The sequence below is a fragment of the Pseudomonas sp. LBUM1676 genome (assembly GCF_059695605.1).
Window position 1 is genome coordinate 6,520,653 of record NZ_CP166777.1, and the last position, 14,735, is coordinate 6,535,387.

Annotated in this window: 17 protein-coding genes; 9 read left to right on the forward strand and 8 right to left on the reverse strand. The window is 60.7% G+C overall.

Annotation, left to right across the window (positions count from 1 at the left end):
* The first annotated feature begins 4 nt into the window (after nt 1-4).
* From metW to ACA041_RS30165, 5 genes are all read left to right on the forward strand, one after another.
* Nucleotides 5-625 carry a methionine biosynthesis protein MetW gene (gene metW, locus ACA041_RS30145; protein WP_497439077.1) on the forward strand — a complete coding sequence of 207 codons (621 nt, stop codon included), beginning with the start codon at nt 5-7 and terminating at the stop codon, nt 623-625.
* Between the two features lie 25 nt (nt 626-650).
* On the forward strand, nt 651-1,085 hold the full coding sequence (locus ACA041_RS30150) for a DUF4426 domain-containing protein (protein ID WP_497439078.1): 435 nt from the start codon (nt 651-653) through the stop codon (nt 1,083-1,085).
* Complete coding sequence (gene rdgB, locus ACA041_RS30155) at nt 1,082-1,678, forward strand: RdgB/HAM1 family non-canonical purine NTP pyrophosphatase (RefSeq protein WP_497439079.1); 597 nt, start codon at nt 1,082-1,084, stop codon at nt 1,676-1,678. The genes ACA041_RS30150 and rdgB overlap by 4 nt, the downstream gene beginning before the upstream one ends.
* 68 nt (nt 1,679-1,746) lie before the next feature.
* Nucleotides 1,747-2,880 (forward strand): radical SAM family heme chaperone HemW, encoded by a 1,134-nt coding sequence (gene hemW / locus ACA041_RS30160; protein WP_497442199.1) that lies wholly within the window; start codon nt 1,747-1,749, stop codon nt 2,878-2,880.
* A gap of 9 nt (nt 2,881-2,889) precedes the next feature.
* A complete protein-coding gene (locus ACA041_RS30165) occupies nt 2,890-3,213 on the forward strand; it encodes a DUF3392 domain-containing protein (RefSeq protein WP_128873530.1) in 324 nt (107 codons plus the stop codon).
* Nucleotides 3,214-3,343: 130 nt separating this feature from the next.
* On the opposite strand, the gene trmB is transcribed toward ACA041_RS30165, so the two are convergent.
* The 4 genes from trmB to ACA041_RS30185 all read right to left on the reverse strand — a co-directional run bounded on the left by trmB (nt 3,344) and on the right by ACA041_RS30185 (nt 5,697).
* Complete coding sequence (trmB, locus tag ACA041_RS30170) at nt 3,344-4,069, reverse strand: tRNA (guanosine(46)-N7)-methyltransferase TrmB (protein ID WP_497439080.1); 726 nt, start codon at nt 4,067-4,069, stop codon at nt 3,344-3,346.
* Between the two features lie 9 nt (nt 4,070-4,078).
* Entirely contained in the window at nt 4,079-4,873 is a 795-nt protein-coding gene (locus ACA041_RS30175) for a thiazole synthase (RefSeq protein ID WP_150767690.1), read from the reverse strand.
* 60 nt (nt 4,874-4,933) lie between these two features.
* A complete protein-coding gene (thiS, locus tag ACA041_RS30180; RefSeq protein WP_054044430.1) occupies nt 4,934-5,134 on the reverse strand; it encodes a sulfur carrier protein ThiS in 201 nt (66 codons plus the stop codon).
* Between the two features lie 191 nt (nt 5,135-5,325).
* Nucleotides 5,326-5,697 (reverse strand): DUF423 domain-containing protein, encoded by a 372-nt coding sequence (locus ACA041_RS30185; protein WP_497439081.1) that lies wholly within the window; start codon nt 5,695-5,697, stop codon nt 5,326-5,328.
* Nucleotides 5,698-5,767: 70 nt separating this feature from the next.
* Between ACA041_RS30185 and mtgA the strand changes: the two genes are divergently transcribed.
* Complete coding sequence (gene mtgA, locus ACA041_RS30190) at nt 5,768-6,490, forward strand: monofunctional biosynthetic peptidoglycan transglycosylase (RefSeq protein WP_497439082.1); 723 nt, start codon at nt 5,768-5,770, stop codon at nt 6,488-6,490.
* Nucleotides 6,491-6,700: 210 nt separating this feature from the next.
* Here the strand turns inward: mtgA and rpoH are convergent, their stop codons facing one another.
* The 4 genes from rpoH to ftsY form a co-directional block, all read right to left on the reverse strand.
* Complete coding sequence (rpoH, locus tag ACA041_RS30195) at nt 6,701-7,555, reverse strand: RNA polymerase sigma factor RpoH (RefSeq protein WP_007897890.1); 855 nt, start codon at nt 7,553-7,555, stop codon at nt 6,701-6,703.
* A 113-nt stretch (nt 7,556-7,668) separates the two neighbouring features.
* Complete coding sequence (gene ftsX / locus ACA041_RS30200) at nt 7,669-8,691, reverse strand: permease-like cell division protein FtsX (protein ID WP_497439083.1); 1,023 nt, start codon at nt 8,689-8,691, stop codon at nt 7,669-7,671.
* Nucleotides 8,688-9,359: a cell division ATP-binding protein FtsE gene (ftsE, locus tag ACA041_RS30205; RefSeq protein ID WP_095164552.1), complete on the reverse strand. Its 672-nt coding sequence runs from the start codon at nt 9,357-9,359 to the stop codon at nt 8,688-8,690. Before ftsE ends, ftsX begins: the two co-directional genes overlap by 4 nt.
* A complete protein-coding gene (gene ftsY / locus ACA041_RS30210; protein WP_497439084.1) occupies nt 9,356-10,915 on the reverse strand; it encodes a signal recognition particle-docking protein FtsY in 1,560 nt (519 codons plus the stop codon). The genes ftsE and ftsY overlap by 4 nt, the downstream gene beginning before the upstream one ends.
* 344 nt (nt 10,916-11,259) lie before the next feature.
* On the opposite strand from ftsY, the gene ACA041_RS30215 reads away from it, so the two are divergent.
* From ACA041_RS30215 to rsmD, 3 genes are read left to right on the forward strand one after another with little or no spacing between them, the layout of a single operon-like run.
* Nucleotides 11,260-12,615, forward strand: coding sequence for a M16 family metallopeptidase (locus tag ACA041_RS30215; RefSeq protein WP_497439085.1), 1,356 nt, complete (start codon nt 11,260-11,262; stop codon nt 12,613-12,615).
* Nucleotides 12,608-14,098: a M16 family metallopeptidase gene (locus tag ACA041_RS30220; protein ID WP_497439086.1), complete on the forward strand. Its 1,491-nt coding sequence runs from the start codon at nt 12,608-12,610 to the stop codon at nt 14,096-14,098. Before ACA041_RS30215 ends, ACA041_RS30220 begins: the two co-directional genes overlap by 8 nt.
* The gene (gene rsmD / locus ACA041_RS30225) at nt 14,098-14,709 is read left to right on the forward strand and encodes a 16S rRNA (guanine(966)-N(2))-methyltransferase RsmD (RefSeq protein ID WP_497439087.1); all 612 of its coding nucleotides are present in this window, start codon (nt 14,098-14,100) and stop codon (nt 14,707-14,709) included. The genes ACA041_RS30220 and rsmD overlap by 1 nt, the downstream gene beginning before the upstream one ends.
* Nucleotides 14,710-14,735: the final 26 nt, after the last annotated feature.

Genomic DNA, 14,735 nt, shown 5'->3' on the forward strand with positions numbered 1-14,735 from the left:
AGCCATGAGAGCTGATCTGGAAATCATCCAGGAATGGATACCCGCCGGCAGCCGCGTGCTTGACCTCGGTTGCGGTGATGGCGAATTGCTGACCTGGCTGCGGGATAACAAGCAGGTCACCGGCTATGGCCTGGAGAACGACCCGGACAACATCGCCGAATGCGTGGCCAAGGGCATCAACGTCATCGAGCAGGACCTGGACAAGGGTCTGGGCAACTTCGCCAGCAACAGCTTCGACATCGTGGTCATGACCCAGGCGCTGCAGGCCGTTCATTACCCCGACAGGATCCTCGACGAAATGCTGCGCGTCGGTCGTCAGTGCATCATTACGTTCCCCAACTTCGGCCACTGGCGCTGCCGCTGGTACCTGGCAAGCAAGGGCCGGATGCCGGTTTCCGAGTTCCTGCCCTACACCTGGTACAACACGCCGAACATCCACTTCTGCACCTTCGCCGACTTTGAAGCCTTGTGTCGCGAACGTGAAGCCAAGGTCATTGATCGGCTGGCCGTGGATCAACAGCATCGCCACGGGTGGGCCAGTAAGCTATGGCCTAATCTGTTAGGTGAGATCGGTATTTACCGCGTCAGCAGCCCCGGGCTGCAGGACCACAAGGTCGCGGTCTGAACCACGACATTCCAAGGAGAAGATCATGGGTCGTCTAGCGTTATTTGTACTCACTGCCTGCCTGAGCGTCACTGCCATGGCCGCCGACGCCATCAAGGGCGAGCGCAAGGAAACCTTTGGTGACGTGACTGTGCACTACAACACGTTCAACTCCACTTTCCTGACACCGGACATCGCCAAGGCAGCCGAGCTGACACGAAGCAAGAACCAGGGTGTGATCAACGTTTCCGTGATCAAGGAAGGCAAACCTCTGGTCTCCGACGTCAGCGGTACGGTCAAGGACCTCATCAGCGCTCCTGTGCCGCTGAAGTTCAAGCAGATCACCGAGCAAGGCGCGATCTATTACATCGCCCAATTCCCGGTGGATCAGCAAGAAACCCGGACCTTCACTATCAATGTCAAAACCGGCGACAAAACCAACACCATCAATTTCCAGCAAGAGCTTTTCCCCGGCCAATGATCAATTTCACGCAACTCGTACTGGCCAGCCATAACGCCGGCAAACTCAAGGAACTCCAGGCCATGCTCGGCGAGTCGGTGCAGCTGCGCTCGATCGGCGAGTTCAGCAGCGTCGAGCCTGAAGAAACCGGTCTGTCATTCGTCGAAAACGCCATCCTCAAGGCGCGCAATGCCGCGCGCATCTCCGGTCTGCCGGCGCTGGCCGATGATTCGGGGCTGGCGGTGGACTTCCTCGGCGGTGCGCCAGGGATCTATTCGGCCCGTTACGCTGACGGCCAGGGCGATGCGGCGAATAACGCCAAACTGCTCGACGCCTTGAAAGACGTGCCCGAAGCCGAACGCGGTGCCCAGTTCGTCTGTGTGCTGGCGCTGGTGCGGCATGCCGACGATCCGTTGCCGATCCTCTGCGAAGGCCTGTGGCACGGGCGTATCTTGCCAGCGGCCAGTGGCGAGCACGGTTTTGGTTACGATCCGCTGTTCTGGGTGCCGGAGCGCAACTGTTCCAGTGCAGAACTGAGCCCGAGCGAAAAGAACCTCATCAGCCACCGCGCCCGTGCAATGGATCTGCTGCGCCAGCGTCTGGGCTTGAAATGACCCGAGAATCGTCCGCGTCCCCGCTGATCTTCGGCGGTGCCGCACCATCGCCACGGGCTGCGCTGCCAATGCTGCCGCCCTTGGCGCTGTACATCCACATCCCGTGGTGTGTGCGCAAATGCCCTTATTGCGACTTCAACTCCCACACCGCCAGCCCGGTGCTGCCGGAACAAGAGTATGTGGACGCATTGCTGGCTGACCTCGATCAGGACCTGCATGCCGTCTACGGTCGTGAACTGAGCTCGATCTTCTTTGGGGGCGGTACGCCAAGCCTGTTCAGCGCCGAGGCGTTGGGCCGCTTGCTCAAAGGCGTCGAGCAACGCATAGCGTTCGCCAGCGACATCGAAATCACCCTGGAAGCCAATCCCGGGACGTTCGAGCAGGAAAAGTTCGTCGCCTACCGGGCGCTGGGCATCAATCGCCTGTCGATCGGCATCCAGAGCTTTCAGGAAGAAAAGCTCCAGGCGTTGGGGCGGATTCACAACGGTGACGAAGCGGTGCGTGCCGCCGGCATGGCCCGTCAGGCCGGGTTCGACAACTTCAACCTGGACCTGATGCATGGTTTGCCGGATCAGTCCCTGGACGACGCCCTGAGCGACCTGCGCCAGGCCATTGCCTTGAAGCCGACCCACTTGTCCTGGTACCAGCTGACGCTGGAGCCGAATACAGTGTTCTGGAACCAGCCGCCAACGCTGCCGGAAGACGACACCTTGTGGGACATCCAGGAAGCCGGCCAGGCGCTGCTGGCCGAGCACGGTTACGCCCAATACGAAGTCTCGGCCTATGCCCAACCCGGGCGCGCGGCGCGACACAACCTCAATTACTGGAGTTTCGGCGACTTCATCGGCATCGGCGCCGGCGCCCACGGCAAACTTAGCCATCCCGACGGGCGCATCGTGCGCACCTGGAAGACGCGCTTGCCGAAGGACTACCTCAATGCGGCCAAAAGTTTCCAGGCGGGCGAAAAAGCCCTGACCAACGAAGAATTGCCGTTTGAATTCCTAATGAACGCCTTGCGCCTCACCGAAGGCGTCGAATCGCGTTTGTATCCGCAACGCACCGGACTGACTCTGGAAAGCCTGGCGCAAGGCCGCCTCGAAGCCGAACAAAGCGGCTTGTTGCAGGTCGAACCGTCACGTCTGGCGGCGACGATGCGCGGACAACTGTTTCTCAATGACTTGCTGCAGAAATTTCTGACATAAGGAAATCGAATGGATCTGGTACTCGACCTGCTCGCCACGGCGTCCCGCTGGAGTCGCAGCAATCTCTCGGAAATCGCCCTGGCATTGGTGGGCTGCCTGCTGGTGCTGTTTGGCGCGGATATCAAAGGCTGGGTCGACCAGCGCCTGGGCAGCATCGCCGGCGCCTTGCGCGTACCGCTGATGGCCCTGGTGTGCATGGTCGGCAGCGGCGTGGCGCTGATCTACGCCACCCCGTGGATCATCAAGGGCCTGAGCCAGTTCAACAACTACAGCCTGGCGCCGGTGTTATTGGTGGTGTTGGTGTTGATAGGCGTAGTAGCAGACCGCCGCTGATTTCAGCGACAACCTAAAACAACTGTGGGAGCGAGCTTGCTCGCGATGATGGCCTGACAGTCAACAAAGATGTTGAATGTTATGACCCCATCGCGAGCAAGCTCGCTCCCACATTGTTTTGTATTACGGTTCAGGACTGCTTTTCGAACTTCAGATCCCAAACACCATGCCCAAGCCGCTCGCCGCGGCGTTCGAACTTGGTGATCGGCCGCTCGGCCGGACGCGGGACGCACTTGCCGTCTTCGGCCAGGTTGCGATAACCCGGCGCAACATTCATCACTTCCAGCATGTACTCGGCGTACGGTTCCCAGTCGGTGGCCATGTGCAGCACACCGCCGACCTTCAACTTGCTACGCACAAGTTCCGCGAACGACGCCTGAACGATGCGACGCTTGTGGTGACGGCTCTTGTGCCACGGATCCGGGAAAAACAGCATCAGCCGATCAAGGCTGTTGTCGGCTACACAACGGTTGAGCACTTCGATCGCGTCGCAATCGTAGACCCGCAGGTTGGTCAGGCCCTGTGTCAGCACGCCATTGAGCAGCGCGCCCACACCCGGACGGTGCACTTCCACGCCAATGAAATCCTGCTCCGGCGAGGCCGCGGCCATTTCCAGCAGCGAATGGCCCATGCCAAAACCGATTTCCAGCGAACGCGGTGCCGAGCGACCGAACACCTGGTCGAAGTCCACCGGCGCGTCAGCCAATGGCAGCACGAACAGCGGCGTGCCCTGGTCCAGACCGCGTTGCTGGCCTTCGGTCATGCGCCCGGCGCGCATCACGAAACTCTTGATGCGGCGGTGTTGGCGCTCGTCGCCTGCTTCCGGCTGGATAGGCGTGTCGTTTGATTCAGTCATCAATGGCTCTTACTTGATCAGACCATCCAGCGGCGAGGAGGCGCTGGCATAGAGTTTTTTCGGCATGCGGCCGGCGAGGTAGGCCAGGCGGCCCGCGACGATGGCGTGTTTCATGGCTTCGGCCATCATAACTGGCTGCTGGGCATGGGCGATGGCCGAGTTCATCAGCACCGCTTCGCAACCCAGTTCCATGGCGATGGTGGCGTCGGAGGCGGTACCGACACCGGCATCCACCAGCACCGGGATCTTGGCTTCTTCGAGGATGATCTGCAGGTTGTAGGGGTTGCAGATCCCCAGGCCCGTGCCGATCAGACCGGCCAGCGGCATGACCGCGATGCAGCCGATTTCCGCCAGTTGACGGGCGATGATCGGGTCATCGCTGGTGTAGACCATCACGTCGAAGCCTTCCTTGACCAGCACTTCGGCGGCCTTGAGGGTTTCGATCACGTTGGGGAACAGGGTTTTCTGGTCCGCCAGCACTTCCAGCTTCACCAGGTTGTGACCGCCGAGCAGCTCACGGGCCAGGCGGCAGGTGCGCACAGCCTCGGTGGCGTCGAAGCAACCGGCGGTGTTAGGCAGGAAGGTGTAGCGATCCGGTGACAGGACTTCGAGCAGGTTCGGTTCGCCCGGGTTCTGGCCGAGGTTGGTGCGGCGCACGGCGAAGGTGACGATCTCGGCACCCGAGGCCTCGATAGCCAGGCGGGTTTCTTCCATGTCGCGGTACTTGCCAGTACCTACCAGCAAACGCGACTGGTAAGTACGACCGGCCAGGACGAAGGGCTTGTCGCTACGAACGATGCTCATGGGAAATCCTCTGTAGGGGTGAGGTTCTTGCAGAATTCTGTGCCCTTGCGGGCCGGGCGGCTAGCCGCCGCCGATGGCGTGCACCACTTCGACCGAATCGCCGTCGTTCAGCGTGGTATCAGCGTGCTGGCTGCGCGGGACGATATCCAGATTGAGTTCGACCGCCACCCGGCGCCCGGTCAGATCCAGACGGGTCAGCAGGGCCGCAACGGTTTCACCGTCGGGCAGTTCAAGGGATTCGCCGTTCAACTGAATGCGCATACCGAATGCCGCCATCATTTTTAGGGGCTGGCATTCTAGCCCGATCAGTCTTGGCGACCCAAGCCATTCGTCTTGAAACGGGGTCCTGTAGGAGCGAGCTTGCTCGCGATGGACGTCAACGATAGCGCGTGTTTGTCGTTAAACGAGGTGCCCTGACGTTTTTTCGCGAGCAAGCTCGCTCCTACAAGTGGTCAGGCCAACCGCCAGGCGGCGAGGCCCAGACAGATCCAGCCGACCAGAAATGCCAGGCCGCCGAAGGGCGTGATGATTCCAAGCTTGCTGATGCCGGTCATGGTCAACAGGTACAGGCTGCCGGAAAACAGCAGGATGCCTATGGCAAAGGATGCCCCGGCCCAGGTGATCAAGCGGCCCGGAATCTGCGTGGCCAGCAGCGCCACACCCAGCAGCGCCAGAGTGTGCACCAGTTGATAGTTGACGCCGGTGTGGAAAATCGCCAGGTATTCGGGGGTCAGACGGCTCTTCAGTCCGTGGGCCGCGAATGCGCCGAGGGCAACGCCGGTGAAGCCGAAGAAAGCGGCCAGCATCAGAAAGCCACGCAGCATGTAGAACTCCAGACTCGATCAACAGGGTCTGTATAATGGCCCGCTCGACGGGTTCGGCCAAGCCATCTCTATGCTGCGTATATTTTTGCGACGATTCACTAAGGCCCTGCTCTGGTTCGCGGGCGGCAGCGTGTTGCTGGTTTTGATTTTTCGCGTGGTGCCGCCTCCGGGCACGGCGCTGATGGTGGAGCGCAAGGTCGAATCCTGGTTCGACGGCGAGCCCATCGACCTGCAACGCACCTGGAAGCCCTGGGATGAAATCTCCGACGACCTGAAAGTTGCGGTGATTGCCGGCGAAGACCAGAAATTTCCCGAGCACTGGGGCTTCGACTTCGGTGCTATTCAGAAAGCACTGGCCCATAACGAGCTGGGCGGTTCGATTCGCGGTGCGAGTACTTTAAGCCAGCAAGTGTCAAAGAATCTGTTCCTGTGGTCCGGCCGCAGCTGGCTGCGCAAAGGTCTGGAAGTGTGGTTTACCGGACTGATTGAAGTGCTCTGGCCCAAGCAACGGATTCTTGAGGTTTACCTCAACAGCGTCGAGTGGGATGCAGGCGTGTTTGGCGCCGAAGCGGCTGCCAGGCATCACTTTGGCGTCAGCGCCAAAGGCCTCAGCCGCCAGCAATCGAGTTTGCTGGCCGCCGTACTCCCAAACCCGCGCGTGTGGAGCGCCAGTCACCCGACCAGCTACGTAGCACGGCGGGCCGGCTGGATTCGGCGACAGATGAGCCAGCTGGGTGGCGACAGTTATCTGGTGGGCATCAACGACTCGCGCCGGGCGCCTTGGTCTCAGTGACCGATCACTATCTCCTGAACACCGAAAATCCCCTGTGGGAGCGAGCTTGCTCGCGATAGCGGTTGATCATTCAACATTGATAGCGACTGACCCGACGCTATCGCGAGCAAGCTCGCTCCCACAGGGGGCAGAGGTGATTCGGGAATATCGGGCACAACCAAAAACGCCCCGATCAATGATCGGGGCGTTTTTTATTGCCGGGCGCGCAGGTCAGGCCGCGATCGACAACTTGAGCTTGTTCATCGCACTCTTCTCGAGCTGACGAATGCGCTCTGCCGACACGTTGTACTTCTGCGCCAGGTCGTGCAGCGTGGCTTTCTCTTCCGCCAGCCAGCGCTGGTAGAGGATGTCACGGCTGCGGTCGTCCAGTACTTCCAGCGCTTCGTGCAGGTTGTGGTTGGAGTTGTCGCTCCAGTCGGCATCTTCCAGTTGACGGGCCGGGTCGTACCGGTGGTCTTCCAGATAGTTGGCCGGCGACTGGAAAGCACTGTCGTCGTCCGCTTCGGCGGCCGGATCGAAGGCCATGTCATGGCCGGTCAGGCGACTTTCCATCTCGCGCACTTCCCGCGGCTCTACGCCGAGGCTTTCCGCCACACGGTGGACTTCCTCGTTGTTCAGCCAGGCCAGACGTTTCTTCTGGCTGCGCAGGTTGAAGAACAGCTTGCGCTGGGCCTTGGTGGTCGCGACTTTCACGATGCGCCAGTTGCGCAGGATGAACTCGTGGATTTCCGCCTTGATCCAGTGCACGGCGAACGAAACCAGGCGCACGCCCATTTCCGGGTTGAAGCGCTTCACGGCCTTCATCAGGCCGACGTTGCCTTCCTGGATCAGGTCAGCCTGAGCCAGCCCGTAGCCGGAATAGCTGCGGGCGATATGCACAACAAAACGCAGGTGGGCGAGCACCATCTGCCGAGCCGCCCCCAAATCCTGCTCATAATAGAGACTCTCGGCCAGTTCACGCTCCTGCTCCGGCGTCAGCAATGGAATGCTGTTCACCGTGTGCACATAGGCCTCCAGGTTCGCACCCGGGACCAGAGCATATGCAGGTTGCAAAGAATTGGTCATACGAAAAAACCTCCGACTTACATAACTCGTGCAGTTCAGCACTGCGAAAATTGACCGGAAACTGAAAGACAAGTTCCCATAAACGCTGAAAGGTCAATACGAGCAAAATGATATTACTTTGGCGCAAGCTCCCGCAGGTGGCGTGCGACTGCAATCCATGCACCGATATACCCCAACAGCACCGCGCCAAGCAAGAGCGACAGACCGTCGGCAACCGGCACTCCGGCCAGTGCGAAATCACTGCCGTACAAACCGGCCAGTCCGACTACCGCGTCGTTCAGCCAGTCCAGGCCGAACGCCAGTAAGCCCCACGAGAAAATCCCCGCACCAAAGCCATAAAGCGCACCCATATACAGAAAGGGCCTGCGCACATAGCTGTCAGTGCCGCCCACGAGTTTAATCACTTCTATCTCTGTGCGGCGGTTTTCAATATGAAGACGAATGGTATTACCTATCACCAAAAGTAATGCAGAAACCAGCAGCACAGTCAGACCGAAGACAAAACGGTCACCCAGCTTGAGGATCGCCGCCAAACGCTCGACCCAGACTAGATCAAGTTGGGCCTGTTGTACCTTCGGCAATTCGGAAAGTTTTTGTCTCAATGCTTCAAGGGCGGGCTTGTCGACCTCATTCGGGGTGACCAGCACCACACCTGGCAGCGGGTTTTCCGGCAATTCCTTGAGCGCTTCGCCCAGGCCGGACTGCTGCTGGAACTCTTCCAGCGCCTGATCGCGGCCGACATATTCGGCCTCGGCAACACCGGGCATGCCTTTGATCTGCTCGCGTAACGCCTCGCCCTCGGTCGGGCTGGCGTCGATTTGCAGGTAGAGCGAAATCTGTGCCGCGCGCTGCCAGGAACCGCCGAGGCGCTCAACGTTTCCTAACAGAAGTGACAGGCCCATGGGCAGGCTGAGGGCAACCGCCATCACCATGCAGGTGAAAAAACTGCCGATGGGCTGTTTGCCCAGGCGACGCAAGCTATCAAGCAGGCTGGCGCGATGGCTTTCGATCCAGGCGCGCAACAGCGTGGCGAAATCCGGGCCATCGTCATCGTCGCGTTTTTTCTTCTGCGGTTGCGGATCGGCACCCTTGGGCGCGACGCGTTCGGAAACCTTGGGGCTGCGTGTTGCACTCATACGCCAGCCTCCCCGTCGCCGATCAATCGGCCGCGTTGCAGGGTCAGCATGCGGTGACGCATGCGGGCGATCAGCGCCAGGTCGTGACTGGCGATGAGCACGCTGGTGCCCAGGCGATTGATGTCTTCGAATACGCCCATGATTTCGGCCGCCAGGCGTGGATCGAGGTTACCGGTCGGTTCGTCCGCCAGCAGCAAGGCCGGGCGGTGAACGATGGCGCGGGCGATACCGACGCGCTGTTGCTGACCGGTGGACAGGTCGCCCGGGTACAGATCGGTCTTGTCCGACAGCGCCACGCGCTCCAGGGCCGAATCCACACGCTTGACGATCTCGGCCTTGGACAGGCCAAGAATCTGCAAGGGCAACGCGACGTTGTTGAACACCGTGCGATCGAACAGCAACTGGTGGTTCTGGAACACCACGCCGATCTGCCGACGCAGGAAAGGTATCTGCGCGTTACTGATGGTGGCCAGATCTTGCCCGGCCAGCAGCAATTTGCCAGTGGTCGGACGCTCCATGGCCAACAGCAGCCGCAGCAAGGTGCTTTTACCGGCGCCGGAATGGCCGGTCACAAACAAGAATTCGCCCCGACGGACTCGAAAGCTCAGCTCATGCAAGCCGACGTGACCGTTCGGGTAGCGTTTACCGACCTGTTCGAAACGAATCATGAACGCTCCCGCTCGGCAAACAGTGCCTGGACAAAGGGTTCTGCTTCAAAAGTACGCAAATCATCTATGCCTTCACCCACACCGATATAGCGAATCGGCAGGCCAAACTGCTTGGCCAGGGCGAAAATCACCCCACCCTTGGCGGTGCCGTCGAGCTTGGTCAATGCCAGGCCGGTCAGCTGGACAGTCTGGTTGAATTGCTTGGCCTGGTTGATGGCGTTCTGGCCGGTGCCGGCATCGAGTACCAACAGCACTTCGTGCGGCGCGTCGGCGTCAAGCTTGCCGATCACCCGGCGCACCTTCTTCAGCTCTTCCATCAGGTTGTCTTTGGTGTGCAGGCGACCGGCGGTGTCGGCGATCAGCACGTCGATGCCGCGGGCCTTGGCGGCCTGCACGGCATCGAAGATCACCGAAGCCGAGTCGGCGCCGGTGTGCTGGGCGATGACCGGGATCTTGTTGCGCTCGCCCCAGACCTGTAATTGCTCGACGGCCGCGGCGCGGAACGTATCGCCGGCCGCCAGCATGACTTTCTTGCCTTCGAGTTGCAGTTTCTTCGCCAGCTTGCCGATGGTGGTGGTCTTGCCGGCGCCGTTGACGCCGACCACCAGAATCACGAACGGCTTGTTCTGCGAGGCGATTTTCAGCGGCTGCTCGACGGGCTTGAGCATTGCCGCCAGCTCGGCCTGCAGGGACTTGTAGAGGGCATCGGCATCGGCCAGCTCTTTACGTGCAACCTTTTGGGTCAGGCGCTGGATGATCACTGAAGTGGCTTCGACGCCAACATCGGCGGTCAGCAAGCGGGTTTCGATGTCTTCGAGCAGCTCGTCATCGATGATCTTCTTGCCCAGGAACAGGCTGGCCATGCCTTCGCCGATGCTGGCGCTGGTCTTGGACAGGCCCTGCTTGAGGCGGGCGAAGAAACCGGCTTTGGTTTCTTCGGTGCGCGCAGGTTCTGCGGATGCTGCGGGTGCCGCGACGGGAACGACAGGGGCCGGGGCGACCGGAGCAACAACGGGAGGCTGCGCTGGAGCAAGTGGAGCGACCGGAGCGACCGGAGCAACCGGAGCAACCGGAGCAACTGGAGCAACAAATGCAGGAGCCACGGGTTCCGGGACCACCGCAGCAGGCTCGGCCACAACAACCGGTGCGACCACCGGCTCAACCACGGGCGGCTTGACCGGCTCGGGAGCAAAGGCAGTCGGGGCGGGGATCGGTGGCGCAATGTGCGGCGCCAGCTCATCTTCGACCAAGGCCACCGGCTCTTCCGCCACAGGCAATGTCAGCCAGGGCTCGGCAACCGGTGTCAGCGGCGCCTGGGACACGAATTCGGCTACAACACGGGGCTCAGGCTCGGTAACCGGTTGCAACACGGGCTCGGCGAGCGGCAGGTCAACCGGCAACGGCTCTTCATCGATGATCGGCGCAGGTGTTGGCTCAGGAAGTGGCTGTGGCTGTTCGACGACGGGTTCCTGCGGCTTTTTGCGCAGCCATCCGAACAGGCTTTTCTTCTCGCCAGCCGCAGCTGGGGCTTTCTTGTCGTCGTTGGAACCAAACATGGAGGACGGCTATCTCACGGTAGCGACGCGCCAAAGGGCGCCTCGGCAAATAAATTTTCGATGCAGAACAGACTGCGATTGACCCAGCTTGTTCACACGCAACATCTTGTCGAGGTGCAAACGACACCTTGCAAAAAACGATTTCACGAAGGACTGAAGCAGCAAAATCGGCGAAAAAGCAGAGTTTAGTCGATAAACCACAGCCTTTTGCCGAAAACCCATACAACCTGATCAAACGCAAAGGCCTGATAGGCGTGGCCGCCAGTAAAACGGATCAGTATCCTAGCACCTCCTCGCCCGCCTAGGCTAAGACCAAGCGGGCAGCCCCAAAGGTTTAAAAACGAATGAATGCTCTAGCCCGCCGCGCTGCAGGCCTGCTGTTCAGCGCAGTTTGTCTGCCCCTCTCGGCCCTGGCTGCCGATCCACAACCCACCCACGAATTCACCCTCGATAACGGCCTGAAGGTCGTCGTGCGCGAAGACCATCGTGCGCCGGTGGTGGTTTCGCAAGTCTGGTACAAGGTCGGCTCCAGCTACGAGACCCCGGGCCAGACCGGTTTGTCCCACGCCCTGGAACACATGATGTTCAAGGGCAGCGAGAAAGTCGGCCCCGGCGAGGCTTCGCTGATCCTGCGCGACCTCGGTGCCGAAGAGAACGCTTTCACCAGCGACGACTTCACCGCTTATTACCAGGTTCTGGCCCGCGACCGCCTGGGCGTGGCCTTCGAGCTGGAAGCCGACCGCATGGCCAGCCTGCGCCTGCCGGCGGACGAGTTCGCCCGCGAAATCGAAGTCATCAAGGAAGAACGTCGCCTGCGCACCGACGACAAGCCGATGTCCAAGGCCTATGAACGCTTCAAGGCCATGGCCTACCCGGCCAGCGGTTACCACACGCCGACCATCGGCTGGATGGCCGACCTGGACCGCATGAAGGTCGAAGAACTGCGCCACTGGTACCAGTCCTGGTACGTGCCGAACAACGCCACGCTGGTGGTGGTTGGCGACGTGACACCGGATGAAGTCAAAACCCTGGCCCAACGCTACTTCGGCCCGATCGCCAAGCGTGACGTGCCATCGGCGAAGATCCCGCTGGAATTGGCCGAACCCGGCGAACGCCAGATCACCTTGCACGTGCAGACCCAACTGCCGAGCCTGATGCTGGGCTTCAACGTGCCAAGCATTGCCACTGCCGAAGACAAACGCCCGGTGAATGCCTTGCGCCTGATTTCGGCCCTGCTCGATGGCGGCTATAGCGGTCGCATCCCGACGCAACTGGAACGCGGCGAAGAGCTGGTATCCGGCGGTTCGTCGAGCTACGACGCCTACACCCGTGGTGACAGCCTGTTTACCCTGTCGGCAACGCCGAACACCCAGAAAAACAAAACCATGGCTCAGGTCGAGGCCGGCCTGTGGAAACTGCTCGAACAGCTGAAAACCACCGCCCCGTCCACCGAAGAACTGGAACGCGTGCGCGCGCAGGTCATTGCCGGCCTGGTCTACGAGCGTGATTCGATCACCAGCCAGGCCACCGCCATCGGCCAACTGGAAACCGTGGGCTTGTCCTGGAAACTGATGGACACCGAACTGGCCGACCTGGAAAGCGTGACACCGCAAGACATCCAGAACGCCGCCAAGCTGTATTTCACCCGCGAACGTCTCAGCGTCGCCCATGTACTGCCACAGGAGACGACTCATGAGTGAGCGTAAAAAACCGCGCCTGGCCCTGATCGGCCTGATCGCCGTCGCATTGATCGGATCTGCAGTGTTTTACTTTTCAAAGACCGACGAATCAAACGCCAGCGAAGCCCTGGATAAGGCCAAGGCCAGCCAGAAACTGCAATCGCTGGCCGAGCTCGACGGCAAAGCGCCAAGCCGTCGCACACTGGATGTGCAGACCTGGAACACTGCCGAAGGCGCCAAGGTGTTGTTCGTCGAAGCCCGCGAATTGCCGATGTTCGACATGCGCCTGATCTTTTCCGCCGGCAGCAGCCAGGACGGCGATGCGCCGGGCCTGGCCGTACTGACCAACGCCATGCTCAATGAAGGCGTAGCCGGTAAAGATGTCGGCGCCATTGCTCAGGGCTTCGAAGGCCTGGGCGCGGACTTTGGCAACGGCGCATTCAAGGACATGGCACTGGCCTCCCTGCGCAGCCTCAGCGCCGTGGACAAACGCGAGCCCGCGCTGAAGCTGTTCTCGGAAGTGGTCGGTCAGCCGACCTTCCCTGCCGATTCGTTCGCGCGCATCAAGAACCAGATGCTCGCCGGCTTCGAATACCAGAAACAGAACCCCGGCAAACTGGCGAGCATGGAGCTGATGAACCGGTTGTACGGCGATCACCCTTACGCGCATTCCAGCGACGGCACGGCGAAAACCGTACCGGCGATCACCCTGGCGCAACTCAAGGCGTTCCATGAAAAAACCTATGCCTCCGGCAACGTGGTGATTGCGCTGGTCGGCGACTTGTCCCGCGCCGAAGCCGAGGCGATTGCCGCACAGGTGTCCGGTGCGCTGCCAAAAGGCCCGGCCCTGGCGAAGATCCCGCAACCGGCAGAACCCAAGGCCAGCATTGGCCACATCGAATTTCCGTCCAAGCAGACCAATCTGATGCTCGCGCAGTTGGGCATCGACCGTGACGACCCGGATTACGCGGCGCTGTCCATGGGCAACCAGATCCTTGGCGGTGGTGGTTTTGGCACCCGGCTGATGAGCGAAGTGCGCGAGAAGCGCGGCCTGGCCTACGGCGTATATTCGGGCTTCACCCCGATGCAGGCGCGCGGCCCGTTCATGATCAATCTGCAGACCCGCGCCGAGATGAGCGAAGGCACGCTGAAGCTGGTGCAGGATGTGCTCGCCGACTACCTCAAGACCGGCCCGACGGAGAAAGAACTCGACGACGCCAAGCGTGAATTGGCCGGCAGCTTCCCGCTGTCCACCGCCAGCAACGCCGATATCGTCGGCCAGCTTGGCGCCATGGGCTTCTACAACCTGCCGTTGAGTTATCTTGAAGACTTCATGCAGCAGTCCCAGAGCCTGACCGTCGAACAGGTCAGAACCGCACTGAACAAACACCTGAGCACGGACAAACTGGTCATCGTCAGCGCTGGCCCGACCGTGCCGCAAAAGCCGTTGCCGGCCCCTTCTGATAAACCTGCCGAGCAGCCGCTCGGGGTTCCGGAGCATTAATGGCCACTCGTCCTAAAAAACCCGTACACAACGTGCATAACGGCGTGAATCAACTTCGTATCATCGGCGGTGAATGGGGCAGCCGAAAGCTGAGCTTCCCCGATGCGCCGGGCTTGCGTCCGACCCCGGACAGGGTGCGTGAAACCCTGTTCAACTGGCTCGCGCCGTATGTTGCCGGGGCCAAGGTACTCGATCCATTCGCCGGCAGCGGCGCGCTGTTCCTCGAAGCCCTGTCCCGCGGCGCAGCCATGGGTCAGGCGCTGGACGCCAGCAACATAGCGGTAGCGAGCATCAAGGAGCATTTGGGAACCCTGCGCTGCACGACCGGCCAGATTCAGACGGCCGATGCCTTGCGCTACCTGGAGACCCAGACAGCGGTTGCTTATGACGTGGTGTTCCTCGACCCACCGTTCAACCAGAACCTGTTGCCCGCCGTCTGCACGCTGCTTGAAGAGCGCCAGTGGCTGGCTGATGAAGCCTGGATCTACACCGAAAGCGAAAATGCGCCATCGTCGCTTGGCTTGCCAGGTAACTGGCGCCTGCACAGGGAACAGAAATCGGGACGGGTGTATTACGCGTTGTGGCAGCGAAATCACGTCCAGGAAGCTTAATTCGCCAAAACACGACGCGCCCACCG